The sequence below is a fragment of the Paraburkholderia sp. A1RI-2L genome (assembly GCF_048957375.1).
In the GTDB taxonomy this organism is placed as follows: Bacteria; Pseudomonadota; Gammaproteobacteria; order Burkholderiales; family Burkholderiaceae; genus Paraburkholderia.
Genome location: NZ_JARBTA010000001.1, coordinates 1,611,492 through 1,635,539 on the forward strand (window position 1 = coordinate 1,611,492; position 24,048 = coordinate 1,635,539).

The following is a 24,048-nucleotide window of genomic DNA, read 5'->3' on the forward strand; positions in this document are numbered from 1 at the left end:
TATGAAATGGCGCGCTTCCGGTTGGCAGGGTGACTGCAACCTCGCAAACCGGAAGTCGATGTCGGCAGGAGATGAGCCGTAGAGCTTATCCGCGCAACCGGGCGCCAAACACTCGAGCCAGGCGATCCACCAGGGACTTGATGGCCGCATCGACCGTTTCGTCCTGAAGGGTTCCGCCAGTATCTTGCAGGGTCACCCGGAAGGCAAGGCTTTTCTCGTCCGCGCCAAGTCCGGAAGTATTTGATTTTGCACGAAATTCATCGAATAACGCAACCCTCTGGACAATCTTGCAGGGTTCGTCTTGCAGACCCTTCTGGAACTCGTCGAGCAGTGCCTGCACTTCGATCTTTTGATCGACGACAAGTGCGATGTCGCGTCGAACCGGCGGAAATTTCGAGACTTCCGACGGCGCGGGCAGTTCGCGCGCCATCAGCGCGTCCGCTTCGACTTCGAACAACATCGGCGCATGAGGCAGGTCATACTTCTGCATCCAGCGCGGATGCAGTTCGCCAATCCAGCCCACCGCGCGGCCATCGACTTCGATGCGCGCGCTACGACCCGGATGCAGCGCCGGGTGCTCCGCCTTCACGAAACGCGACGCTTTTGCCGCACCCAGCGGCGCAAACAGCGCTTCGAGATCGCCCTTCACGTCGAAGTAATCGACGCCGCGCGTGGGCGCGCCCCACTGCTCTTCGAGCGCGGGACCATAGGCGAGCGCGCCAATCATCTTCGGCTGCGCGAAACCTTCCACCGCCATCTCGCCGGCCTTGATCGACGGATCGTGCAGGAACACGCGGCCTGCCTCGAACACGCGCACGCGATCTGCGCGGCGGTTGAGGTTATGGCGCAGCACATTGATGAGGCTGCCGAACAGCGTCGTGCGCATGACCGAAAGCTGGCTCGCGATCGGGTTCAGCAGCTTTACGGGATTCGCGTTGCCCGCGAAATCCTGCTCCCACTCGGCATCGACGAAGCTGAAGTTGATCGTTTCGGCGTAATCGCGCGCCGCGAGTGCGTGACGAATCGCGTGAACCGAGCGGCGCATTTCGTTCGTTGCACGCATCTCGCTGCGTGCGACAGGCGGGTTCGCGGGAATCTTCTCGAAGCCGTAAATGCGCGCGACTTCTTCGATCAAGTCTTCCTCGATCTCGATGTCGAAGCGATACGGCGGCGGCATCACGCTGAACGTGTCGTCGCCATTCTCCGCACTGCGTTCGAACGCAAGGCCGAGACGCGTGAAGATTTGTGCGATTTCATCAGCACCAATCTTCACGCCGATGATGCGGTTCGCACGCGCGACGCGCATCTTCACCGGCGCGCGCTTGGGCACGTTCACGGTCTGGTCGTCGACCGGGCCGGCTTCGCCGCCGCAAATGTCGAGGATCAATTGCGTGATGCGCTCGATGTGCTCGACAGTCGTGGACCAGTCCACGCCGCGCTCGAAGCGGTGGCCCGCATCGGTCGAGAAGTTGTAGCGGCGCGAGCGGCCACGAATGCTGTCCGGCCACCAGAACGCGGCTTCGAGGTAGATGTTCTTCGTGTCTAGCGAGACGGCGGTGCTGTCGCCGCCCATGATGCCCGCGAGGCTTTCGATCTCGCGCTCGTCGGCGATCACGCCCACGGTTTCATCGACTTCGACGGTGCTGCCGTTGAGCAGCTTGAGCTGTTCGCCCTTCTTGCCCCAGCGCACCTCCATCGAACCGTGGATCTTGTCGAGATCGAACACGTGCGACGGGCGGCCCAGTTCGAGCATGACGTAGTTCGAAATATCGACGAGGGCCGAGATGCTGCGCTGGCCCGAGCGCTCGAGGCGCTCGACCATCCACGCGGGCGTCTTCGCGTGCGCGTTCACGCCGCGAATCACGCGGCCCGAGAAACGGCCGCACAGGTCCGACGCCGAGATCTTCACGGGCAACGTTTCGTTGAGCTTGACGTCGACCTTCGGGAACACGGGCGCTTGCAGCGGCGCACCGGTGATCGCGGCGGTTTCGCGCGCGATGCCGTACACCGAAAGGCAATCGGCCTTGTTCGGCGTGAGCTTGATTTCGAAAATGGTGTCGTCGAGATTGAGCGTCTCGCGGATGTCCTGACCGATGGGCGCGTCTTCGGGCAGGATCATGAGGCCGCTGTGGTCTTCCGAGAGCTTCAGTTCGCGCGCCGAGCACAACATGCCCTGGCTTTCCACCCCGCGCAACTTCGAGAGCTTGATCGCAAAGGGCTTGCCGCCCTCTTCTGCGGGCGGCAGCTCCGCGCCCACGAGCGCCACCGGCACCTTGATGCCGGGCGCCACATTGGGTGCGCCGCAGACGATCTGCAGCGTCGCGCCGGTGCCGGCGTCGACCTGCGTGACGTTGAGTTTGTCCGCGTCCGGGTGCTTGACGACTTCGATCACGCGGCCCACGACGATCTTCGCAGTGGGCGGCGCGGCCGGACGCAGGCCTTCGACTTCGAGGCCGGCCATGGTCAGCGCATGGGCCAGTTCATCGGTCGTGAGCTTCGGATCGACAAAGCTTCTCAGCCAGGATTCGGGGAATAGCATTTCGTTTTACGTTCCAGACAGATTGAGACCGTCGCGTAGCGTTTTCTCGCGCACTGCCCTAAGGCTTGTGGTGCTGCGTGCGCTTCGCGAACCGCGGATGCCGTGCCTAGCCTCAGGCTCAGGCGAACTGGCGCAGGAAGCGCAGGTCGCCTTCGAAGAACAGACGCAGATCCTGCACGCCATAACGCAGCATCGTGAGGCGTTCGAGCCCGCTGCCGAACGCAAAGCCGATATAGCGCTCCGGGTCGAGGCCCATGTTGCGGATCACGGTCGGATGCACCTGGCCCGAGCCCGAGATTTCGAGCCACTTGCCGGCGTTCTTGCCCTGCTCGAACATCATGTCGATTTCGGCGGACGGCTCCGTGAACGGGAAGTACGACGGGCGGAAACGCACCTGGATGTCGTCGCGCTCGAAGAACTTCTTCAGGAAGTCCGTATAGACGCCCTTGAGATCCGCAAAGCTGATGTTCTCTTCGATCCACAGGCCTTCGACCTGGTTGAACATCGGCGAGTGGGTGGCGTCGCTGTCCACGCGATAAGTACGGCCCGGCACGATCACCTTGATGGGCGGCGTGTGCGTGCGCGCGTAGCGCACCTGCATCGGGCTCGTGTGGGTGCGCAGCAAGAGCGGACGGCCTTCGGCATCCTTGCCGTCCACATAGAAGGTATCCTGCATCGAACGCGCCGGATGGTTTTCCGGGCTGTTGAGCGAGGTGAAGTTGTACCAGTCGGTTTCGATCTCGGGACCGTCGGCCACGTCGAAGCCGATCGAGCCGAAGATCTGCTCGACGCGCTCCCACGTCTGCATCACCGGATGCAGGCTGCCCGTGCCGGCGCCACGGCCCGGTAGCGTGACGTCGATCGCCTCGGCGGCGAGACGCTGGTTCAGCAGCGCGTCGGCAAGCGCCTGGCGGCGCGCGTTGAGCGCGGCCTCGACCTGCTGCTTGACGGCGTTGATGCGCGCACCTTCGGTCTTGCGCGTTTCCGGGTCGAGCTTGCCGAGGCCCTTGAGCAGTTCGGTCAGCGCGCCCGATTTACCGAGAAAACGCGCTTTTTCATTTTCAAGCGTGTTGACGTCGGAGGCGGAGGCAAAGGCGCGTTGCGCGTCGGCGACAATCTGGTCCAGATCCATTGATCCCATCTTTTCAGCGTCAGTGTTTGAGACTTGAGCGGCGCAGGAAGCGCTTCGCCAACAAAAACGGGGCTCGGTGAGGAGCCCCGTTTTTGTTGCAGCATCACCGAGACAACCGGAATGTCTGCTGCAACGAACCTGCGCAATACCTTGCTTAGGCAGCGACGGCGGCCTTCACCTGCTTGACGATCGCAGCAAATGCAGCCTTGTCGAACACAGCCATGTCAGCCAGAACCTTGCGGTCGAGTTCGATCGAAGCCTTCTTCAGGCCGTTGATGAACACGCTGTAGGTCATGTCGTGCTGACGCACCGCCGCGTTGATACGCGTGATCCACAGTGCGCGGAACACACGCTTCTTGTTGCGGCGATCGCGGTAGGCGTACTGGCCTGCGCGCATGACCGCCTGCTTGGCGATGCGATAGACGTTATTGCGGCGGCCGCGGTAACCCTTGGCCAGCTTGATGATTTTCTTGTGACGGGCCCGTGCGGTAACCCCACGTTTGACTCGAGGCATGAGTAGCTCCTATGAGTTGTCGGTTGAGGATTACGCGAACGGCATCATTGCGCGAACGGACTTCACATCAGACTCGTGAACGGCCGTTGCACCACGCAGATGACGCTTATTCTTGGTGGTCTTCTTGGTCAGGATGTGACGCTTGAAGGCTTGACCGCGCTTGACGGTACCACCCGGACGAACCACGAAGCGCTTTGCAGCGCTCTTCTTGGTCTTCATCTTGGGCATGACAAAAACTCCATTTATTTGATGGACATGGGTGTGCGGCTGGCTCCCACGCCCGGTTTTCAAAAACCGCGCGCTTCGCCCTCAAACCGCCCTTCGAAACCCACTCCACTTGTTTTGGCAGCTGGCTGGCTTTTAAAAAACAAGCTTGCCGCCGCTTTCAGGAAAAACGCCCGTTTGCCGCACATTGACGTGCGGCGCGCGGGCGCCGTTCCGGAACCTGCTTGCCGTTTCCCCGCGCATTTTACTGCACTCACCGCGTGGAAAACGTCTGACAAAACTACCGTGGCCGCCGCGCATGGAACAACAGAACAACAACGCGCGGCGCGCCAATTACTTCTTCTTCTTGGGCGAAAGCACCATGATCATCTGGCGCCCTTCCATCTTCGGCATCTGCTCGACCTGACCGACTTCTTCGAGATCGGTGCGCAGGCGCTCGAGCATACGCATGCCGATTTCCTGGTGGGCCATTTCGCGGCCCCGGAAACGCAACGTGATCTTCGTCTTGTCGCCATCTTCAAGGAAGCGGACGAGATTGCGCAGCTTGACGTTGTAATCGCCGTCGTCGGTACCCGGACGGAATTTGACTTCCTTGACCTGGATGACCTTCTGCTTGAGCTTGGCCTCGTGTTGCTTCTTCGCCTCCTGGTACTTGAACTTGCCGTAGTCCATCAGGCGGCACACGGGGGGCACGGCCTGCGGGGCGATTTCAACCAGATCGACGTCCTGTTGTTCCGACATGCGGAACGCATCAGCCAGCTTTACGATGCCGAGCGGCTCGTTGTCGATGCCAACGAGACGCACCTCGGGTGCCGAGATTTCACCGTTGATGCGATGCGACTTATCCGTAGCGATGTTACGTTTCCTCTAAAAATTAAAAAAACGAGCCGCGCTGCCAGGTGGCTTACTTGAACGTCTTGACATCCTGCGCCAGACGCTCAGCGAACGCGTCGACCGGCATGACACCCAGATCGACGCCGCCACGGGCACGCACGGCTACCGTTTGTGCTTCACGCTCTTTGTCGCCGACAACCAGCAGGTACGGGACCTTCTCAAGCGTGTGCTCGCGTATTTTATAGCTAATTTTCTCGTTGCGCAAATCGGCCTGCACTCTAACCCCTTGTTTTTGCAACGATTGGGCTAGATTTGTCGCGTATTCGGCCTGACTTTCGGCGATATTCATCACAACAGCCTGCACCGGAGCGAGCCAGGACGGCATCGCGCCCGCATGGTGCTCGATCAAAATCCCGAGGAAACGCTCCATCGAACCGAGAATTGCACGATGCAGCATGATCGGGCGGCGGCGGCTGTTGTCCTCGGACACGTACTCGGCGCCCAAGCGCTCCGGCAGCACCATGTCGAGCTGCAGCGTGCCGCACTGCCACGAGCGGCCAAGCGCGTCCTTGATGTGGTACTCGACCTTCGGACCATAGAACGCACCCTCGCCCGGCAACTCCTCCCATTGCAGGCCACAAGCCGTGAGCGCCTCGCGCAGACCCTGCTCGGCGCGGTCCCACGTCTCATCCGTTCCCGCGCGCGAATCCGGGCGCAGCGAGAGCTTGATGTCGATGTGATCGAACCCGAAATCCTTGTAGACGCTCATCGCGAGCGTGTTGAAGGCGATCGACTCGCTGATGATCTGGTCTTCGGTACAGAAGATGTGTGCGTCGTCCTGAACGAAGCCGCGCACGCGCATCAGACCATGGAGCGCACCCGACGCCTCATTGCGGTGGCACGAGCCGAATTCCGCATAGCGCAGCGGCAGGTCGCGATACGAACGCAGGCCGTGGTTGAACACCTGGACGTGACCCGGGCAGTTCATCGGCTTGATGGCGTAGTCGCGCTTCTCCGACTCCGTCGTGAACATGTTTTCACGATAGTTCTGCCAGTGGCCCGACGCCTCCCAAAGCGAGCGGTCCATGATCATCGGCGTCTTGATTTCGTCGTAGCCAGCCTCGCGCAGGCGGCCGCGCATGTACTGCTCGACCTGTTGCCAGAGCGTCCAGCCCTTCGGATGCCAGAACACCATGCCCGGCGACTCGTCCTGCATGTGGAACAGGTCGAGCTGCTTGCCGAGCTTGCGGTGGTCGCGCTTCTCCGCCTCCTCGAGCATGTGCAGGTACTGGTCCTGGTCTTCCTTCTTCGTCCAGGCCGTGCCGTAGATGCGCTGCAATTGCTCGTTCTTTGCATCGCCACGCCAGTAGGCCCCAGCGACCTTCATGAGCTTGAAGACCTTGAGCTTGCCAGTGGACGGCACGTGCGGGCCGCGGCACAGGTCCGTGAAGCCGCCGTGCGCGTAGAGCTTGATGTCCTCGCTGCCAGGAATCGATTCGATGATTTCGGCCTTGTACTTCTCGCCGATGCTCTTGAAGTAATCGACCGCCTCGCCGCGCGAGACGACACGGCGCGTGACCGGCTCGTCCTTCTTCGCGAGCTCCTGCATGCGCTTTTCGATCTTTTCGAGATCTTCGGGCGTGAAGGGACGGTTGTAGGCGAAGTCGTAGTAGAAGCCGTTGTCGATGACCGGCCCGATCGTGACCTGCGCTTCCGGATAGAGCTCCTTCACCGCATAGGCGAGCAAGTGCGCCGTGGAGTGACGGATGATGTCGAGGCCGTCGGCATCCTTCTCCGTGACGATGGCAAGCGACGCGTCGCGATCGATCAGCTTCGACGTGTCGACCAGCTCGCCGTCGAGCTTGCCGCCGAGCGCCGCCTTGGCGAGGCCGGGGCCAATCGAAGCCGCCACTTCGGCGACCGTGACGGGATGATCGTACTGTCGAACCGAGCCATCGGGCAGACGTATCGCAACCATGTTTTTCTCCAGAAGTGCCGTGGAGGCACATCGTATCGTTCGTGGAAGATTGCCGGTAAAGCCACTCGCTGCAACCCGCGAAAACTTCGCGGCGAAAAAAAATGCGGCCCCGCTTTCGAGGGGCCGCATTCACTTTTCAAACCAGATTGCAGGGCGAAAGAGATCCTCGACTATCAGCGTCGCTCCGAAGTGGTTTCGGTAAACGTTCGCGGTGTCATAACCGTATTCGCCTTAGGCGCTCATTCAGCGCTTTTACTGCACGTGAAGCCTCGATATGCACTACCCGTATCGCGACTTCGATTTCGTTGGTAGGCTCGATTGGACTCGAACCAACGACCCCCACCATGTCAAGGTGGTGCTCTAACCAGCTGAGCTACGAGCCTGAAGAAGCAAGATTGTATGTTGCCTGCGCTGGCTTGGCAAGTATTTTTTGCGGCGGAGCACAAAAGCCAGGCCCCGCCAGAAGCCGGGTCCCGCGCCTCAGTGCTTGCGCGCCGCCCTGAGCACGCCGCCCACCTCGCCGAGCAGCACGCACGCGCGCTGGATCTGCGCCGAATTCGACACCTCGACCGTGAACTGCATGTATGCGGCGTTGCGTCGCGATTGCGTCTTCACGCCGATCACGTTCATCTTCTCGCGCGCGAACACTTCCGAGATGTCGCGCAGCAAGCCCTGACGGTCGCTGGCCTCGATCAGGATATCGACCGGATACACCGATTGGCCACGCCCGCCCATCACGTCCGCGGACCAGGTGGTCTGCAGCACGCGCTCAGGCGCGCGGCCGGCCATGCGCAGGAAGGTCGGGCAATCGCTGCGGTGAATCGACATGCCCTTGCCGCGCGTGACAAAGCCGCAGATATCGTCGGGCGGCGCCGGCCGGCAGCACCGCGCAAGCTGCGTGAGCAGCGCATCCACGCCCACCACGAGCACGCCCGACGAACCGCCGTGTGTCACATTCGCGCCGCTCGCGCGCTTGGTGATCTGCTCGGGTGTCTCGTCTTCGGGTTCGGCGGCGGGCGCATCGTGCAGCGCCTGCTCGACGTGACGCAAGCTGAACTCTTCCTTGCCGACCACGCTAAAGAGCTCGTCGGGCGACTTGAAGCCGAGCTTGGCCGCAAGCTGATCGAGATTCACGGACGTGCGCCCCTCGCGCTGCAGCGTCTTTTCCACCATCGCGCGGCCGTTGGCGATGTTCTCCTGAGCCTCGATGGCGTTGAACCACACGCGCACCTTTTGCCGGGCGCGGTTGCTGTGCAGATAGCCGAGCTGCGGGTTGAGCCAGTCGCGCGACGGGCCGCCCTCTTTCACCGCGACGATCTCGACGGTCTGACCGTTCTGCAACTGCGTGTTGAGCGGCACCATTGCGCCGTCCACGCGCGCGCCGCGGCAGCGATGGCCGAGCTCGCTATGCAGGTGATACGCGAAGTCGAGCGGCGTCGCACCCTGCGGCAATGCAATCACGCGCGCCTGCGGCGTGAGCACGTAGATGTGGTCGTCGTCGAGCGTGGCGTGGCGCAGTTGCTCCCACGGCTGAGGGCCGTCGGCCACATCGTCCTTCCAGGCCAGCAACTGACGCAGCCAGGCGATCTTCTCGTCGTACGCGCTGGCGGCACTGAACTGGCCGCCATAGCCCTTCGAGCCGGCCTCCTTGTAGCGCCAATGCGCGGCCACACCATATTCCGCGAACTGATGCATCTCCTGGGTGCGGATCTGCACTTCGAACGCGCGGCCATCGTCGCCGATCACGACCGTATGCAGCGAACGATAGCCATTGGGCTTGGGCCGCGAGATGTAGTCGTCGAACTCCTTCGGCACTGGCTGCCAAAGGTTGTGCACGATGCCAAGCACCGTGTAGCAATCCTTGATATCGCGCACGATCACGCGAAACGCGCGCACGTCGTAGAGCTCGGAGAAGTCGATCTCCTTGCCGCGCATCTTCTTCCAGATGCTGTAGATGTGCTTGGGCCGGCCGCTCACCTCGGCATCGATATGCGCGGCGGCAAGCTCGTGCTGCAGCCGTTCGATGGCCTCGGCCACATAGCTCTCGCGCTCCACGCGCTTTTCATCGAGCAGCTTGGCGATGCGCTTGTAGGTCGCCGGCTCCTCGAAGCGGAACGCGAGGTCTTCGAGCTCCCACTTCAATTGCCAGATGCCCAACCGGTTCGCGAGCGGCGCGTAGATTTCGAGCGTCTCGCGCGCGATCTCGGGAGCGGGCGTGACCTTCGCCGCCGCGTAGTAGCGCAGCGACTGCACGCGCGACGCGAGCCGGATCAGCACCACGCGGATGTCTTGCGCGAACGCCAGCAGCATCTTGCGCAGCGACTCCACCTGGGCCCGGCGCGCGGCCTGGGCATCGCGGCCTTCGCGGCCGGCTTCGGATGCTGCGTTCTGCGCCGCCGTGCGCAGGCTCACGGTGCCCAGGCGCAACAGCTTGCGCACGTCGAACACGAGCTTGACGACCTCGGCGCCGAAGCGCGCCTCGATCGTGCCCTCGGGGGCGTCGAGATGCGGCGCGATATTGAAGAGCGCCGCCGCCAGCACTGCGGGAGGATCGACGTTCAGGCGGCTCATGACGGAAGCCGTGCCTTGCGCGTGCTCGACAAGCGGCTCGCCCGTGGAAAGGCGCGCGTCGCCGGCGTGTTCGCGCACGAACGCGAGCGTGTCGTCGAGCGACGGCAGCGCGGCGCGGGAGGAGGCTTCGGCGGAAACGGGAGGTACGGTGTCGCTGCTCATGAGACGGCGCCCGCCGGCGTACCGGCCGGGCTGCAAACTACGATGAAACGATTCAGGCCAATGGTCGCGCAACAAGTACTTTCAAGCACGGTCAAGCGTGCTCAGTCACACTCAATCGCGCTGCGCAGCCACCACGACGATTTCGACGAGGCATTCCGGATTGGCGAGCTTCGCCTCGACAGTCGCGCGCGGCGGCGTGGCGCCCTGCGCCACCCACTTGTCCCACTCGGCATTCATGCCCGGAAAATCCTTCATGTCGGCGATATAGATCTGCACCGAGAGCAGCAGCGACTTGTCGCTGTTCGACTCGCCCAGCAGACGGTCGATGTGGCCGAGCACTTCGCGCATCTGGCCGCCGATGTCCTGGTTGGTGTCCTCGGCGATCTGGCCCGCGAGATAGACCGTGCCGTTGTGAATCGCGGTTTCCGAAAGACGCGGGCCGACGTGGTGACGAATGACTGCCATGAAGAGTCCTGTTGAAGTTGAATGTTCGATGCGCCCCCGGCGGGCCGGGAAATCTCGATATTATGACCCGCCGACGGGCCCGCCGTCGAAGAAACGGCGCGCAATCTCGATCTGGTCGGCCGCCAGAAACGCTGGCGCATGCCCGACGCCCGCGATCTCGACACTCGACACCTGCTGGCCGGTTTCGACCATCTTTGCCACGGTTTCGCGCGAGAGCAGATCGGAAAGCGCACCGCGCACCGCGAGCACCGGCCCCTTGAACGCGGCGAGCGAGCGCCATAAAAACTGTTCGCCCTGCTCATTCTGCTCGGGCGTGACGCCCTTGAAACCTTCGGCGATGCGCGGGTCATAGCGGTAACGCCACGCGCCGTCCACCTCGTGCAGCAACGGCGTGTTGATCTCGCGCCACTCCTGCGCGGTGAGCGGGCCGAACGACGACGCCAGCAGCGCCGCATTGTCGATGCCTTCCTGCTGCGAGCCGAAGCGCTCGTCGCGGCCGACGTAATCGCCAATGCGCCCGAGCGCCGCCGGCTCGATATGCGGGCCGATGTCGTTGAGCAGCATGCGGCCGATGGGTGCTCCCGGCAGTCCCGCGAGCGCCATGCCGATCAGGCCGCCCATCGAGGTGCCGAACCAGTCCACCTGCTCGACGCCCGTGCGCGCGATGAGCGTGACCATGTCCGCGACGTACTGCGCGACGCCATAGCCGCGCGGGTCGACGAGCCACGACGAAAGACCGCGCCCCACGACGTCCGGGCAAACCACGCGATATGTTCCGCACAACGCCGCAGCAAGCCTGTCGAAGTCGCGACTCGAACGCGTCAGACCATGCACGCACACCAATACGCGCGGATTGGCGGGATCGCCCCACTCGGTATACGCCATGCGGTGGAGCCCCGAAGGACTAAGGCACTGGACGTAATGCTGACGCGGCACGGAAGACGGTTCGGTCATCGCTCAAGTCTCGCTGGTTCCGCCGTTAGGCTGTGAGGCCATTGTAAACGGCTTTGCCGTGCGCAACCGCCGCGCACGCCGAGGCTCGCGGGCACGTTCGGGCCTATCGGGCACGATGGCGCCCCACGTGCGGTGCCAGGTTCAACGTCCTTACACCGGCCATCCGGTGTATGCCATTCAGCCGAGGTTTCAAATCCGTGCGGGCGCGCAAGAATGGACCCATCCTGAATCAGCCACAAACGCAAAACGGGCGGAACCGAAGTCCCGCCCGTCTAAATCATGCCGCAGCCGTCGACTACCGCATTGCCGCGATCAACTCACCGCGCTCACATCGAGCGGCGCGCCGGTCTTGGCCTTGATCTCGTCCACCGTCACGCCCGGCGCGAGTTCAGTCACCTTCAGGCCCGCATCGGTCACTTCAATCACGCCGAGGTCGGTGATGATCAGGTCGATCACGCCCACGCCCGTGAGCGGCAGCGTGCACGCCTCGAGAATCTTGTGCTGGTCGCCCTTGGCCACATGCTCCATCAGCACGACCACGCGGCCCACGCCCGCGACGAGGTCCATCGCGCCGCCCATGCCCTTGATCATCTTGCCGGGGATCATCCAGTTGGCCAGGTCGCCCTTCTCGCTCACCTGCATCGCGCCGAGGATCGCGAGGTTGATGTGGCCACCGCGAATCATCGCGAACGAGTCCGCCGACGAGAAGATCGAAGAACCCGGCAGCGTCGTGACCGTCTGCTTGCCGGCGTTGATCATGTCGGCATCCACTTCCTCCTCGGTCGGAAACGGTCCGATGCCGAGCAGGCCGTTTTCCGATTGCAGCCACACTTCCATGCCCTGCGGCACATGGTTGGCCACCAGCGTCGGCAGACCGATGCCGAGATTCACATAAAAGCCGTCTTGCAGTTCCTTCGCCGCGCGGGCGGCCATTTCGTCACGATTCCATGCCATGGTCGGTCTCCTTTGTCACTTGCCCGCCGGGTTGTTCGACCCGGTGCGCACGGTGCGTTGTTCGATGCGTTTCTCCGGGTGCGCATTGAGCACGATGCGCTGCACGAAGATGCCCGGCGTATGGATGCTGTCCGGATCGAGTTCGCCGTTCTCGACGATCTCCTCCACTTCCACCACAGTGATCTTGCCCGCCATCGCGCACATCGGGTTGAAGTTGCGCGCCGTGCGCCGATAGATCAGGTTGCCCGACTTGTCAGCCTTCCAGGCCTTCACGAGCGCCACATCGGCCGTGAGCGAATGCTCGAGCACGTAGTGCTTGTCGCCGAACTGGCGCGTTTCCTTGCCTTCGGCGATGAGCGTGCCGTAGCCGGTATTAGTGAAAAACGCCGGAATGCCCGAGCCGCCGGCGCGCAGCTTTTCGGCCAGCGTGCCCTGCGGCGTGAATTCGAGCTCGAGTTCGCCCGAGAGATACTGGCGCTCGAATTCCTTGTTTTCGCCCACGTAGGACGAGATCATTTTCTTGATCTGGCGCGTCTCCAGCAGCAGGCCGAGGCCGAAGCCGTCGACGCCCGCGTTGTTGCTGATGCAGGTAATGCCCTTCACGCCCGAATCGCGCAGCGCGCCAATCAGGGCCTCGGGAATGCCGCACAGCCCGAAACCGCCTACCGCGAACGTCTGTCCGTCCTTGACGATGCCTTCGAGCGCGGCAGCCGCGCTTTTATAGACCTTGTTCATCAGTGTGTCCCTTCCTCGTATGGAAATACGTCGATGCGCCGGTTCGTTGAACCTGTTCGTTGAATTCTTGTTGAATGCATTCGTTCGGCCCAGCGTGCCGGCGCCGCAGCCGCCCGGATGCCTCATTTTAATCACGGCCCGGTGGCGTTGCCGCGAACCCGGCCCGGCATCCGCCAGGCCCTCCGATGGTTGCAAAGCGTACGCTGGGCGGGCATTGCGGCACAATACGCAAAACTACATAAAGCCATACCCGCATCGTCCGCCATGCCAGCACCCGCAAACGCCACTACCGCACTCGACTACCAGACCGCCTTCCATCTCGCGCCAATTGGGCTCGTGCTCGCGCGCGAGCGCATCGTGGAGGACTGCAATGAGGCCGTTTGCGCCATTTTCCGCTGCCCGCGCGAGGCGCTGGTCGGCCAGTCGTTTCTGGTGCTGTATCCGTCGGCAGTCGAGTTCGAGCGCATCGGCGAGCGCATTCCACCCATCATGACAGCCCAGGGCAGCTACGCCGACGACCGCATCATGAAGCGCTTCGACGGCGAACTCTTCTGGTGCCACGTCACGGGCCGCTCGCTCGACCGCGCGGAGCCGCACGCTGCCGGTGTCTGGACCTTCGAGGACCTGAGCGCGACACGGCGCGTGGCGGTCGAGCTCACGCCGCGCGAGCGCGAAATCGCGGCGCAACTGGTCACGGGCAAGACGAGCAAACAGATCGGCAAAATTCTCGACATCAGCTCGCGCACGGTGGACATCTACCGCGCGCGGCTCATGCGCAAGTACGACACGGGCAACGCTACCGAACTGCTGCAGCGGCTACTCGGAAATTGAAGCGCCAGGAACGCCGCGTATTGAAGAGGCGAAGAGGAGGCTGAGAAGCGGCGGAGATGCGGCGGAGATGCGGTGGAGTGCGGCGCGCGCGGGACATGCGCACGCCGTAGAACCCAATCATTGCGCCTTCACGAGCGGCGCGTTTTCAATCGTCGCGCGCAGGCTGTCTGGAATCGGCACGGATTTACCCGCCGTGTAGTCGATCCATACACAGCGCGCATTGCCGCGCGCATACACGGTATCGGGATCGTCCACGCGGCGCAGCTCGAAACCGGTATCGAAACTACTGCGGCCCGGCTCGCCCACCGTCATCGTGCAAACGATATCGCCGGGATAGTGCAACTGCTTGAGGAAATCCATCGACGCGTTCACGATCACAGGCCCCTGTCCATCGCCTCGTTCGCGGCTCTCGCCGCCTACGCCAATGTGCTCGAACCACGAAATCCGCACCTGCTCCATGTAGCGGAAATAGACCGTGTTGTTCACATGGCCGAACGCGTCCATGTCGCCCCAGCGGATTGGCATGATCATTTCAAAAACAGGGTGGTACTCACTCATTGCACTCTTTACATTTGTTGCACTGGAAATTCACATCAGGCCGAAGCCATCGTCGGCGGTGATGATCGAGCCGTTCATGAAGGCTGATTCATCCGCAGCCAGCAGCAGCAACAGGCCGTCGAGATCCGCCGGCGTGCCCACCCGGTGGCGCGGCAGCATCGAGATGAGCTTTTGGCCCTGCTCGGTCGCCCAATGATGATGGTTGATCTCGGTGTCGATATAACCGGGACAGATTGCATTCACGTTGATGCCGTGCCGCCCCCACTCCAGCGCCATGGCTTTCGTCATATGCACGACGGCCGCCTTGCTGATCGAGTAGAGGCCGATCTGCGGCAGCACGTTCAAGCCGGCCACCGAAGCGATATTGATGATGCGGTACGCCGGCTTCGAAGCGCCACCATTGCCGCGCATGATCATGCGTTTGGCCACTTCCTGGGCAACGAAGAAAGCGCCGCGGGTATTGGTGTCGAAGACGTACTCGAAGTCGGCGGGCGTGACCTCGGCCAGCTTCTGGGTGGTCGAGACGCCCGAGTTGTTGACGAGAATATCGATGGTCCCCGCCTCGGTCTCGGCATGCGCGACCGCCGAGCGGATGCTCTGGTAATCCGTCACATCGAGCGAGACCACATGCGCGGCCCCGCCGCCAGCCTCAATTTCGGCGCGCAATTCCTTGAGGCGCTCCACGCGCCGGCTCGCCAGCACGACCTTCGCACCCGCCTGTGAGAGCACCTGGGCAAAACGCTTGCCCAGACCGCTCGACGCGCCGGTGATCATTGCCACCTTACCTTCCAGATTGATCGAACGGCCCATTTTCGCTTCCTGTTCAAGGATGAAAGAGCGCCGGAATACACCACCGGCGGCGCGCCGGGTATTCTGGCACAAAATAGAACGATCGTGCTAAAGTTGGCCCGTTGGGTTGCGGCCTGGGGAACGTTACCCGACAATACGAACCCGAAAAAAGTATTCTAATGGCAAGAGGAGCTTTGATGACCCCCGCAAGTCTTTTGGAGCAATACGGCCCACGCGAGTCGATGGAATACGACGTGGTGATCGTGGGCGGCGGCCCGGCAGGCCTGTCCGCGGCGATCCGCCTGAAACAGCTGGCAGCAGAAAAAGGCGCTGAGATCGGCGTGTGCGTGCTGGAAAAAGGCTCGGAAATCGGGGCGCATATCCTCTCGGGCGCGGTCATGGATCCGCGCGCCATCGGCGAGCTCATTCCCGACTGGAAAGAGCAAGGCGCGCCGCTGAACGTGCCGGTTACCGAAGATCAATTTCTTTTCCTTTCGGAAACCAGCGCGAAAACGGTGCCCAACTGGGCGCTGCCGGACAACTTCAAGAACCACGGCAACTATGTGATCAGCCTCGCGAACGTCACGCGCTGGCTTGGGACAATGGCCGAGGCGCTGGGCGTGGAAATCTTTCCGGGTTTCCCGGCCGCCGAAGTGCTCTACAACGACGATGGCTCGGTCAAGGGCGTGGCCACCGGCAACATGGGCGTCGGCAAGGATGGCGAGCCTACCGAGAATTTCCAGCTCGGCATGGAGTTGCACGCCAAATACACGCTGTTCTGCGAGGGTTGCCGCGGCCATCTGGGCCGTCAACTGAACGAGCATTTCAAGCTCGGCAAGGACGCAGACCCGCAGGTCTACGGCATCGGCATCAAGGAGCTGTGGGAGATCGATCCGGCCAGGCACAAGCCAGGCCTCGTGATTCACACGGCGGGCTGGCCGCTCGAAAAAGACACGTACGGTGGCTCGTTCCTCTACCACACCGACAATAACCAGGTGATGGTGGGTTTCGTCGTCGGCCTCGCGTACCAGAATCCGTACCTCTCGCCGTTCGAGGAATTCCAGCGCTACAAGACGCATCCGGCGATCCGCAAGTATCTGGAAGGCGGCAAGCGCGTTTCGTATGGCGCGCGTGCAATGACGGCGGGCGGGCTGATGTCGCTGCCGAAGCTGGTGTTCCCGGGCGGCGCTTTGGTGGGCGACGACGCGGGCTTCCTGAACGCTGCGCGCATCAAGGGCAGCCATGCGGCGATCAAGACCGGCATGCTCGCGGCGGAAGCGGCGTTCGATGCGGTACAGGCCGGCCGCCAGAGCGATGAACTTGCCGCGTATCCGGAAGCGTTCAAGCAGTCGTGGCTCTACACGGAACTGTACAAGGCGCGCAACTTCAAGCAGTGGATGAGCAAGGGCCTGTACCTGGGCACGCTGATGGTGGGCGTCGAGCAGAAGCTCATGGGCGGCAACGTGCCGTGGACGCTGCATCACCAGCACCGCGATCACGAGATGCTCAAGCCGGCGTCGCAGTGCAAGCCGATCGAGTATCCGAAGCCCGATGGCAAGCTCACGTTCGATCGCCTGTCTTCGGTGTTTATTTCCAATACGAATCACGAAGAGAACCAGCCCGCGCATTTGACGCTGAAGGATGCGAGCGTGCCAGTGAACGTGAATCTGCGCACCTATGCGGGCCCTGAAGCGCGCTTCTGCCCTGCCGCGGTCTATGAATTTGTGAAGAACGACGACGGCAGCGACCGCCTGCAAATCAACGCGCAGAACTGCGTGCACTGCAAGACCTGCGACATCAAGGATCCGACGCAGAACATCGTATGGGTCACGCCCGAAGGCGGCGGCGGCCCGAACTACCCGAACATGTAAGATCGGAAAACGAGAAAACAAAGCCGCTCCCTGGAGCGGCTTTTCGTTTCATGCAGGCGCGGCATCTCGCGACACCCGCCGCTCGACGCGTTCGGGAACGATCAACTCGCCATCAATGCTTCAAGACGCGCCCTCACGCGCGCGCGAGAACGTGCCCCGCTCACCCACCGCGGGCTGCCGAAACAGTTCGATCGAGTCGTACCACGCGTGCACGCCGTTTCGCTGCCCCAAAACCAGGTGGAAATGGTCGACGAGCAGACTCGTCGGCGCCCCGAGCGCGCCAGCCAGATGTGCCGGGCCGCTGTCGATCGTCACCACGCGATCGATGCTCGAGATCAACACCGCCACGTCGCCGAAACCCGCCTCGAGCGGCGCGGTCAAGTCAACCAGCTTCGCGCCACGCCTCCACAACCGCACGGCGACCCGGCGACAACGCGAAGAATGTAATGCCCGGCGCCGTGAGCAGCGCACCGGGTTCGGCATCCGGAATCGAGCGGCGCGCAGCGCGCACATGCCGATGGATTGCCGTTCCAGACCCGCGCGACCGAGCGGCGCCAGCCGGCGGCGCAAGCACGGACTTGCCTCGCGCGCGGCGATCAGGCGTCGCTGGCCGGGATCTTCGGCGTCGCCACGACGACGTCGCCGTTTTGCGCGCGATGGCGCAGCGCATGGTCGATCAACACGAGCGCGAGCATCGCTTCGGCGATCGGCGTCGCGCGGATGCCCACGCATGGGTCGTGGCGGCCGAAGGTCTCGACCGTGGCCGGATCGCCGGTCTTGTCGATCGAGCGGCGCGGCGTGCGGATGCTCGAAGTCGGCTTGATGGCGATCGACACGGTGATGTCCTGCCCGGTCGAAATGCCGCCGAGCACGCCGCCCGCGTGATTGCCATGAAAGCCCTCGGGTGTGAGTTCGTCGCCATGCTCCGAGCCGCGCTGGGCCACGCTGGCGAAGCCCGCGCCGATCTCGACGCCCTTCACCGCATTGATGCCCATCATGGCGTGGGCAATGTCGGCATCGAGGCGGTCGAACAGCGGCTCGCCCCAACCCACCGGCACGCCGCTCGCCACCACGTCGATGCGCGCGCCAATCGAGTCGCCGTCCTTGCGCAACGCGTCCATGTAGGCTTCGAGTTGCGGCACGATGTCGGCATTCGGCGCGAAGAACGGGTTTTCGGGCACATGCTTCCAGTCGACGAACGGCACGTCGATCTCGCCGAGCGCGCTCATGAAGCCGCGCACTTCCACCCCGAAGCGCTCGCGCAGCCATTTTTTCGCGACGGCGCCGGCCGCCACGGTGGGCGCCGTCAGGCGCGCCGACGAGCGGCCGCCGCCGCGATAGTCGCGGATGCCGTACTTCTGCCAATAGGTGTAGTCGGCGTGGCCTGGGCGGAAGGTCTCGACGATGTTGCCGTAATCCTTGCTGCGCTGATCGGTGTTGCGGATCAGGAGCGCGATGGGCGTGCCGGTCGTCACGCCCTCGAACACGCCCGAGAGGATCTCGACCTGGTCGGCTTCCTGGCGCTGCGTGACGTGGCGCGAAGTGCCTGGGCGACGGCGGTCCAGATCGATCTGGATATCGGCTTCGGTGAGCGCCATGCCGGGCGGGCAGCCGTCGATGACGCAGCCGATGGCCGGCCCGTGGGATTCGCCGAAGGTGGTGACGGTGAAAAGCGTACCGAGCGTGTTGCCGGACATGGCGGTGGTCCAAAGTAAATCGGGGAATCCAGCATTATGCCAGCCCGCGCGACGACCCGCCCGCGCTGCTTTTCCGCTGCCGCCCGAGCCAGCCTTCCCCGCCCCCGCCGCACTCAGCGCCGCGCGCCGCGCAACTCGGTCACCTTGCGCTGGAGTTCGTCGACCGTCACGTCTTCGGGCGCCACCGGCTCGCCCACCGCGAGCGTGAGCCGGCTCGTCAGCCCGCGCCGCACCGGCCGCTCCTGGCCCGACGCCCCGTGTCGCGAGAACGCGCTGCCCCACAGCCCGCGCAGCGCCATCGGCACGACCGGCGCCGGGAAGCGCCTGAGGATCTCCGTCACGCCGTGGCGGAACGGATTCACCTCGCCAGTCTTCGTGAGCTTGCCTTCGGGAAAGATGCACACGAGCTCGCCGTCGGCAAGCGTGGCGGCGCAGCGCTCGTAGGCCTCCGTCAGCAGCGCTGCGTCCTCGTGCGCCGGCGCGATCGGGATGGCCTTCGCATGCCGGAACAGCCAGCCGAGCAACGGCGAGCGGAAGATCTGGTGATCCATCACGAAGCGGATCGGCCGCGGGCTCTCTGCCATGATGACCACCGCATCGACATAGCTCACGTGATTGCAGACCAGCACCGCGGCGCCCTCGGCGGGAATGCGCTCGGCATGCACGAGCCGCACGCGATAGACGGTATGCACGAGCACCCACGCCATGAAGCGCAGCAGGAACTCGGGCACGAGCGCGTAGATGTACGCGGCCACGATGATATTGAGCAGCGCCGTCGTGAGAAAAATGCCCGCGATGCCGACGCCCGCGGCCGTGAGCGCCATCGCCATGAGCGCCGAGACGATCATGAAAAGCGAGTTGAGAATGTTGTTCGCAGCGATGATGCGTGCGCGATGGCTGGGCGCGCTGCGGCTCTGAATCAGCGCGTAGAGCGGCACGCTGTAGAAGCCGCCGAACATCGCGAGCAGGAACAGGTCGGCCAGCACGCGCCAGTGCGCGGGCGTGCGCACGAACTCGCCCACCGAAAGCAGATGGGACGCCGCGGGCAGCGCATGGCTCGCGAAAAACAGGTCGATGCCGAAGACGCTCATGCCGATCGAGCCGAGCGGCACGAGACCGATCTCGATGCGCCCGCGCGAAAGCCGCTCGCACAGCATCGAGCCCGTGCCGATGCCCAGCGAGAACATGGCGAGCAACAAGGTCACGACATCGGGATCGGCGGACAGCACGTCCTTGGCGAAGTTGAAGAACGAGGCCAGAAACGTCGCGCCGACGAACCACAGCCACGAAATCCCGAGCAGACTCAGGAACACGGTGCGGTTGCCGTGCGCGAGGCGCAAGTTGCGCCAGGTTTCGGAAAACGGATTCCAGTTGATGCGCAGCTCCGGCTGCGGCGGCGCGCAGGGCGGCACGAACGCGCTGGCCACACGGCCGATCAGCGCGATGGCGATGCACAGGCCGCCGAGCCACCAGGCGCCCGCCGGCGTCGCGGCCGGGACCGTCGTGGAAGCGGCGTTCGACGCAACACCGGACGCAACACCGGAGGCGACGCCGGACACCGCATCGGACACGCCAATGCCAGCCATGAGCCCGCCCACGATCGTCCCGATCAGGATCGCCACGAAGGTGCCCATCTCCACGAGCCCGTTGCCGCCGACGAGTTCGTCGTCCGCGAGCTTTTGCGGCAAATACGCATACTTGATGGGCCCGAACACCGTGGAGTGCACCCCCATCAGGAACGTGCACAGATAGAGCAGCGGCGCGCTGTGCATCCAGAAACCCGTCGCGCCGATCAGCATCACCGCGATCTCGAAGGTCTTGACCCAGCGCGTGAGCACGGCCTTGTCGAACTTGTCGGCGATCTGTCCCGACGTAGCGGAAAAGAGCACGAACGGCGCGATGAAAATCGCCGAGATCAGGAACGCCACGGTTTTCGGATCGACGCCGGAAAAGCGCGCCGCCTGATAGGTCACGAGCGACGTGAAGCCGATCTTGAAGACGTTGTCGTTCATCGCGCCGAGGAACTGCGTCCAGAAGAACGGCGCAAAACGGCGCTGGCGCAGCAGCGCGAACTGCGAGCCATGACCGCTCGCTTCGCTGGCCGCGCGCTGCGCGACGGGCATCGGACTTTCGCTCATCAAGTGAGATCGTGCTGTAGGAATGGAAGACCAGACGCGAAAAAGCGCGCTAAACGCGCGCTTTTCATGCGGATTCGTGCGAATTGGTGCGAGCAGTACGAAAACGGCCCGCGCGCGTGAGTCAGCGCGCGGGGCCAGGATCAACGCCCCGAATGCTGCTCTTCCTCGGGCCAGTCGCGAATATAGGCCTTGAGCAGCTTGTTTTCGAAGCCTTGTGCCTCCACCACGGCCTTCGCCACGTCGTAGAACGAGATCACGCCCATCAGCGAGCGGCTGTCCATGACGGGCAGATAGCGCACGTGATGCTCGAGCATCATGCGGCGCACTTCGTCGACGTCGGTTTCGGGCGTGCACGTGATGGGGTGGTCGTCCATCACCTTGCGGATCGTGGTGGTGCCGACGCCGCCGCCATTCGCGCTCACCGTCATGATGATCTCGCGGAACGTGAGCATGCCGACCAGATCGCCGTACTCCATGACGACGAGCGAGCCGATATCGCGCTCGGCCATGGTATTCACCGCTTCGTGCAACGACGTGTCGGGCGTAACGGTATAGAGCGTATTGCCCTTGACCTTGAGAATGTCGCTCACACGCATGTTGTGTCTCCTGTGCCGATGAGGCCTGGCCATACCGCGCCGAGCCTCATTTCTTGCAAAAAATATGGGGGCGATGCCGAAAAGAATTGCTACCTGTTTTCGATGCTATCGGAAAGGCCGGCAAAAGGAAAGTCGCGGGGAAAGCCGCGGCAAAGCCGGCCGGTCGCCCTATGCGGTTGGGCAAGCAAGCGCCGCGCCCGCGATCCGTTGCCAGGCGCCCGGCAAGCCGGCGCGCCCTCGCCGCCCGGCCCTGCGGCGCGCCCCCGCGAGCGCAGGCCGGTGTTACGATGCCAGCACCTTTCACCCGACGCCGGCTCGCGCCGGCCGTGCTGCCACGATGTCCGACCCACGCTTCGACACGCTCGCGCTGCATGCCGGCGCCGCGCCCGACCCCGTCACCGGCGCCCGCGCGACGCCGATTTATCAGACCACGTCGTTCTCGTTCCGCGACACCGACCACGCGGCGGCGCTCTTCAACATGGAGCGCGCGGGCCACGTGTATTCGCGCATCTCGAACCCCACGGTCGCCGTGTTCGAGGAGCGCGTGGCCGCGCTCGAAGGCGGCGTGGGCGCGATCGGCACCGCGAGCGGCCAGGCCGCGCTGCATCTGGCGATCGCCACGCTGATGGGCGCGGGCTCGCATATCGTGGCGTCCACGGCACTCTACGGCGGCTCGCACAATCTGCTCGACTACACGCTGCGCCGCTTCGGCATCGCCACGACTTTCGTGAAGCCAGGCGACCTGGACGCCTGGCGCGCGGCCCTGAGGCCCGAGACGCGCCTGCTGTTCGGCGAGACGCTCGGCAATCCTGGGCTCGATGTGCTCGACATCGCCGGCGTCGCGCAGATCGCGCACGAGCACCGCGTGCCGCTGCTCGTCGACTCGACCTTCACCACGCCGTATCTGCTGCGCCCGTTCGAGCACGGCGCCGATCTCGTCTACCACTCGGCCACGAAATTCCTCGGCGGCCACGGCACGACCATCGGCGGCGTGCTGGTGGATGGCGGCACCTTCGACTTCGACGCCTCGGGCCGCTTCCCCGAACTCACCGAGCCTTATGCGGGCTTTCACGGCATGGTGTTCAGCGAGGAGAGCAGCGTCGCGCCGTTCCTCCTGCGCGCGCGCCGCGAAGGGCTGCGCGACTTCGGCGCGTGCCTGCATCCGCAGGCCGCGTGGCAGTTGCTGCAAGGTATCGAGACGTTGCCGCTGCGCATGGAGCGGCATGTGGCGAACACGCGACGCATCGTCGAATTTCTCGATGCGCACGAAGCCGTGCAGTCGGTGGCCTATCCCGAGTTGCCCGGCCATCCCGACCACGCGCTCGCCCAACGCCTGCTGCCGCGCGGCGCAGGCGCCGTGTTCAGCTTCGATCTGGCCGGAGGCCGCGAGGCCGGCAAGCGCTTCATCGAGTCGCTGTCGCTTTTTTCGCACCTCGCGAACGTCGGCGACGTGCGCTCGCTCGTGATCCACCCCGCCTCCACCACGCACTTCCGCATGGACGAGGCCGCGCTTGCCGCTGCCGGCATCGGCGCGGGCACCATCCGCCTCTCGATCGGCCTCGAAGATGCAGACGACTTGATCGACGACCTCAAGCGCGCGCTCAAAATGTCACAAAAAGCGCCACAGAAATCCGCCCCGGCCGCAGCGGGCAAGGAGGCGTCATGATCGTCGACGTCGCAGGGCAAGCCGCTTATGCCTATACGGGCGGGCGCCCATTCGATCCGGCCCGGCCAGTGGCGGTGTTCGTCCACGGGGCGCAGCACGATCACAGCGTGTGGGCGCTGCAATCGCGCTATTTCGCGCACCACGGCTTCAGCGTGCTGGCCGTCGATCTGCCAGGCCATATGCGCAGTGCGGGCCCGGCGCTCACGAGCATCGGCGCGCTCGCCGACTGGCTCGACGCCCTGCTCGCGGCGCTCAAGGTGGAGAAAGCGTTCGTCGCCGGACACAGCATGGGCTCGCTGATCGCGCTCGAATTCGCCGCGCGTCACACCGGGCGCGCCTTGGCCATCGCGCTGCTCGCCACCGCCGTGCCGATGGCCGTCTCCCCCGCACTGCTCGAGGCCGCGCGCGAGCGCGAACCGGAGGCCATCGCGCTCGTGAACGCGTGGTCGCATTCGACGCTCGCGGCCAAGCCTTCGAGCCCCGGCCCCGGCTTCTGGCTGCGCGGCATGAACCAGCGACTGATGGAGCGCGTCTCGGCGCGAGGCGCGCCGCAGCTCTTTCACGCCGACTTCGCGGCCTGCAACGCCTACGCCGACGGACTCGCCAGTGCAGCCAAAGTGCGCTGCCCGGTGCGCCTGATCGTCGGCAAGCGCGACATGATGACCCCGCCGCGCGCGGCACACGCGCTCGCGGGCGCGCTCGCGCAGGCCGGCGCCCCCGTCGACACGGTGACGCTGGACGCCGGACACGCACTGATGACCGAGCAGCCCGACGCAACGCTCGATGCGCTCTTCACGTTTGCGGTGCAGCAAGGGACGCGGGTGGGGAACGGCTAGCCG

General features: G+C 63.9%; 21 protein-coding genes and 1 tRNA gene. 4 read left to right on the top strand and 18 right to left on the bottom strand.

Going from position 1 to position 24,048, the window contains the following annotated elements; translation table 11 throughout:
- Positions 1 to 85: 85 nt before the first annotated feature.
- From pheT to PWP93_RS07545, 12 genes are all read right to left on the bottom strand, one after another.
- The gene (pheT, locus tag PWP93_RS07490) at positions 86 to 2,539 is read right to left on the bottom strand and encodes a phenylalanine--tRNA ligase subunit beta (protein ID WP_421043998.1); all 2,454 of its coding nucleotides are present in this window, start codon (positions 2,537 to 2,539) and stop codon (positions 86 to 88) included.
- 118 nt (positions 2,540 to 2,657) lie between these two features.
- Positions 2,658 to 3,671 carry a phenylalanine--tRNA ligase subunit alpha gene (gene pheS, locus PWP93_RS07495; protein WP_213296418.1) on the bottom strand — a complete coding sequence of 338 codons (1,014 nt, stop codon included), beginning with the start codon at positions 3,669 to 3,671 and terminating at the stop codon, positions 2,658 to 2,660.
- A 154-nt stretch (positions 3,672 to 3,825) separates the two neighbouring features.
- Entirely contained in the window at positions 3,826 to 4,185 is a 360-nt protein-coding gene (gene rplT / locus PWP93_RS07500; RefSeq protein WP_007585475.1) for a 50S ribosomal protein L20, read from the bottom strand.
- A 30-nt stretch (positions 4,186 to 4,215) separates the two neighbouring features.
- Positions 4,216 to 4,413: a 50S ribosomal protein L35 gene (gene rpmI / locus PWP93_RS07505; RefSeq protein WP_035530936.1), complete on the bottom strand. Its 198-nt coding sequence runs from the start codon at positions 4,411 to 4,413 to the stop codon at positions 4,216 to 4,218.
- Positions 4,414 to 4,743: 330 nt separating this feature from the next.
- Entirely contained in the window at positions 4,744 to 5,265 is a 522-nt protein-coding gene (gene infC, locus PWP93_RS07510; protein ID WP_421025197.1) for a translation initiation factor IF-3, read from the bottom strand.
- 49 nt (positions 5,266 to 5,314) lie between these two features.
- The gene (thrS, locus tag PWP93_RS07515) at positions 5,315 to 7,222 is read right to left on the bottom strand and encodes a threonine--tRNA ligase (protein ID WP_421043999.1); all 1,908 of its coding nucleotides are present in this window, start codon (positions 7,220 to 7,222) and stop codon (positions 5,315 to 5,317) included.
- Positions 7,223 to 7,528: 306 nt separating this feature from the next.
- Positions 7,529 to 7,605, bottom strand: a tRNA-Val gene (locus PWP93_RS07520).
- 97 nt (positions 7,606 to 7,702) lie between these two features.
- The gene (locus PWP93_RS07525; protein WP_421044000.1) at positions 7,703 to 9,955 is read right to left on the bottom strand and encodes a RelA/SpoT family protein; all 2,253 of its coding nucleotides are present in this window, start codon (positions 9,953 to 9,955) and stop codon (positions 7,703 to 7,705) included.
- Between the two features lie 111 nt (positions 9,956 to 10,066).
- Positions 10,067 to 10,420, bottom strand: a complete 354-nt coding sequence (locus PWP93_RS07530) for a RidA family protein (protein ID WP_421023647.1) — start codon at positions 10,418 to 10,420, stop codon at positions 10,067 to 10,069.
- Between the two features lie 60 nt (positions 10,421 to 10,480).
- On the bottom strand, positions 10,481 to 11,374 hold the full coding sequence (locus tag PWP93_RS07535) for an alpha/beta fold hydrolase (RefSeq protein WP_421044001.1): 894 nt from the start codon (positions 11,372 to 11,374) through the stop codon (positions 10,481 to 10,483).
- A 312-nt stretch (positions 11,375 to 11,686) separates the two neighbouring features.
- Positions 11,687 to 12,328 carry a CoA transferase subunit B gene (locus PWP93_RS07540; protein ID WP_213296431.1) on the bottom strand — a complete coding sequence of 214 codons (642 nt, stop codon included), beginning with the start codon at positions 12,326 to 12,328 and terminating at the stop codon, positions 11,687 to 11,689.
- Between the two features lie 15 nt (positions 12,329 to 12,343).
- Entirely contained in the window at positions 12,344 to 13,063 is a 720-nt protein-coding gene (locus PWP93_RS07545) for a CoA transferase subunit A (protein WP_421044002.1), read from the bottom strand.
- A 264-nt stretch (positions 13,064 to 13,327) separates the two neighbouring features.
- Between PWP93_RS07545 and PWP93_RS07550 the strand changes: the two genes are divergently transcribed.
- A complete protein-coding gene (locus PWP93_RS07550) occupies positions 13,328 to 13,894 on the top strand; it encodes a LuxR C-terminal-related transcriptional regulator (protein ID WP_421023644.1) in 567 nt (188 codons plus the stop codon).
- A 117-nt stretch (positions 13,895 to 14,011) separates the two neighbouring features.
- Here the strand turns inward: PWP93_RS07550 and PWP93_RS07555 are convergent, their stop codons facing one another.
- Positions 14,012 to 14,452 carry an acyl-CoA thioesterase gene (locus tag PWP93_RS07555; RefSeq protein ID WP_421044003.1) on the bottom strand — a complete coding sequence of 147 codons (441 nt, stop codon included), beginning with the start codon at positions 14,450 to 14,452 and terminating at the stop codon, positions 14,012 to 14,014.
- Positions 14,453 to 14,482: 30 nt separating this feature from the next.
- The gene (locus PWP93_RS07560; protein ID WP_421023642.1) at positions 14,483 to 15,262 is read right to left on the bottom strand and encodes an SDR family oxidoreductase; all 780 of its coding nucleotides are present in this window, start codon (positions 15,260 to 15,262) and stop codon (positions 14,483 to 14,485) included.
- 176 nt (positions 15,263 to 15,438) lie between these two features.
- Between PWP93_RS07560 and PWP93_RS07565 the strand changes: the two genes are divergently transcribed.
- Positions 15,439 to 17,112, top strand: coding sequence for an electron transfer flavoprotein-ubiquinone oxidoreductase (locus tag PWP93_RS07565; protein WP_421044004.1), 1,674 nt, complete (start codon positions 15,439 to 15,441; stop codon positions 17,110 to 17,112).
- A gap of 120 nt (positions 17,113 to 17,232) precedes the next feature.
- Here the strand turns inward: PWP93_RS07565 and PWP93_RS07570 are convergent, their stop codons facing one another.
- From PWP93_RS07570 to PWP93_RS07585, 4 genes are all read right to left on the bottom strand, one after another.
- Positions 17,233 to 17,493, bottom strand: coding sequence for a glycosyltransferase family 9 protein (locus tag PWP93_RS07570; protein ID WP_421044005.1), 261 nt, complete (start codon positions 17,491 to 17,493; stop codon positions 17,233 to 17,235).
- Positions 17,494 to 17,708: 215 nt separating this feature from the next.
- Positions 17,709 to 18,809: a chorismate synthase gene (gene aroC, locus PWP93_RS07575; RefSeq protein WP_421023639.1), complete on the bottom strand. Its 1,101-nt coding sequence runs from the start codon at positions 18,807 to 18,809 to the stop codon at positions 17,709 to 17,711.
- A 113-nt stretch (positions 18,810 to 18,922) separates the two neighbouring features.
- Positions 18,923 to 20,947, bottom strand: coding sequence for a 1-acyl-sn-glycerol-3-phosphate acyltransferase (locus tag PWP93_RS07580; RefSeq protein ID WP_421044006.1), 2,025 nt, complete (start codon positions 20,945 to 20,947; stop codon positions 18,923 to 18,925).
- Positions 20,948 to 21,087: 140 nt separating this feature from the next.
- Entirely contained in the window at positions 21,088 to 21,543 is a 456-nt protein-coding gene (locus PWP93_RS07585; RefSeq protein ID WP_421023637.1) for a CBS domain-containing protein, read from the bottom strand.
- 337 nt (positions 21,544 to 21,880) lie between these two features.
- On the opposite strand from PWP93_RS07585, the gene PWP93_RS07590 reads away from it, so the two are divergent.
- Together PWP93_RS07590 and PWP93_RS07595 are read left to right on the top strand one after the other, a co-directional pair.
- On the top strand, positions 21,881 to 23,209 hold the full coding sequence (locus tag PWP93_RS07590) for an O-acetylhomoserine aminocarboxypropyltransferase (protein WP_421044007.1): 1,329 nt from the start codon (positions 21,881 to 21,883) through the stop codon (positions 23,207 to 23,209).
- The gene (locus PWP93_RS07595; RefSeq protein WP_421023635.1) at positions 23,206 to 24,045 is read left to right on the top strand and encodes an alpha/beta fold hydrolase; all 840 of its coding nucleotides are present in this window, start codon (positions 23,206 to 23,208) and stop codon (positions 24,043 to 24,045) included. Before PWP93_RS07590 ends, PWP93_RS07595 begins: the two co-directional genes overlap by 4 nt.
- The last annotated feature ends 3 nt before the right edge of the window (positions 24,046 to 24,048 follow it).

Excerpts from the sequence above, each read along its gene's own strand:
- pheS (WP_213296418.1), bottom strand. The coding sequence starts at position 3,671 with ATGGATCTGGACCAGATTGTCGCCGACGCGCAACGCGCCTTTGCCTCC.
- PWP93_RS07540 (WP_213296431.1), bottom strand. The coding sequence starts at position 12,328 with ATGGCATGGAATCGTGACGAAATGGCCGCCCGCGCGGCGAAGGAACTG.
- pheT (WP_421043998.1), bottom strand. The coding sequence starts at position 2,539 with ATGCTATTCCCCGAATCCTGGCTGAGAAGCTTTGTCGATCCGAAGCTC.
- aroC (WP_421023639.1), bottom strand. The coding sequence starts at position 18,809 with ATGTCCGGCAACACGCTCGGTACGCTTTTCACCGTCACCACCTTCGGC.
- PWP93_RS07560 (WP_421023642.1), bottom strand. The coding sequence starts at position 15,262 with ATGGGCCGTTCGATCAATCTGGAAGGTAAGGTGGCAATGATCACCGGC.
- PWP93_RS07555 (WP_421044003.1), bottom strand. The coding sequence starts at position 14,452 with ATGAGTGAGTACCACCCTGTTTTTGAAATGATCATGCCAATCCGCTGG.
- PWP93_RS07550 (WP_421023644.1), top strand. The coding sequence starts at position 13,328 with ATGCCAGCACCCGCAAACGCCACTACCGCACTCGACTACCAGACCGCC.
- thrS (WP_421043999.1), bottom strand. The coding sequence starts at position 7,222 with ATGGTTGCGATACGTCTGCCCGATGGCTCGGTTCGACAGTACGATCAT.
- rpmI (WP_035530936.1), bottom strand. The coding sequence starts at position 4,413 with ATGCCCAAGATGAAGACCAAGAAGAGCGCTGCAAAGCGCTTCGTGGTT.
- PWP93_RS07580 (WP_421044006.1), bottom strand. The coding sequence starts at position 20,947 with ATGAGCGAAAGTCCGATGCCCGTCGCGCAGCGCGCGGCCAGCGAAGCG.
- PWP93_RS07590 (WP_421044007.1), top strand. The coding sequence starts at position 21,881 with ATGTCCGACCCACGCTTCGACACGCTCGCGCTGCATGCCGGCGCCGCG.
- rplT (WP_007585475.1), bottom strand. The coding sequence starts at position 4,185 with ATGCCTCGAGTCAAACGTGGGGTTACCGCACGGGCCCGTCACAAGAAA.
- PWP93_RS07535 (WP_421044001.1), bottom strand. The coding sequence starts at position 11,374 with ATGACCGAACCGTCTTCCGTGCCGCGTCAGCATTACGTCCAGTGCCTT.
- PWP93_RS07565 (WP_421044004.1), top strand. The coding sequence starts at position 15,439 with ATGACCCCCGCAAGTCTTTTGGAGCAATACGGCCCACGCGAGTCGATG.
- PWP93_RS07525 (WP_421044000.1), bottom strand. The coding sequence starts at position 9,955 with ATGAGCAGCGACACCGTACCTCCCGTTTCCGCCGAAGCCTCCTCCCGC.
- PWP93_RS07585 (WP_421023637.1), bottom strand. The coding sequence starts at position 21,543 with ATGCGTGTGAGCGACATTCTCAAGGTCAAGGGCAATACGCTCTATACC.
- PWP93_RS07530 (WP_421023647.1), bottom strand. The coding sequence starts at position 10,420 with ATGGCAGTCATTCGTCACCACGTCGGCCCGCGTCTTTCGGAAACCGCG.
- PWP93_RS07595 (WP_421023635.1), top strand. The coding sequence starts at position 23,206 with ATGATCGTCGACGTCGCAGGGCAAGCCGCTTATGCCTATACGGGCGGG.
- PWP93_RS07545 (WP_421044002.1), bottom strand. The coding sequence starts at position 13,063 with ATGAACAAGGTCTATAAAAGCGCGGCTGCCGCGCTCGAAGGCATCGTC.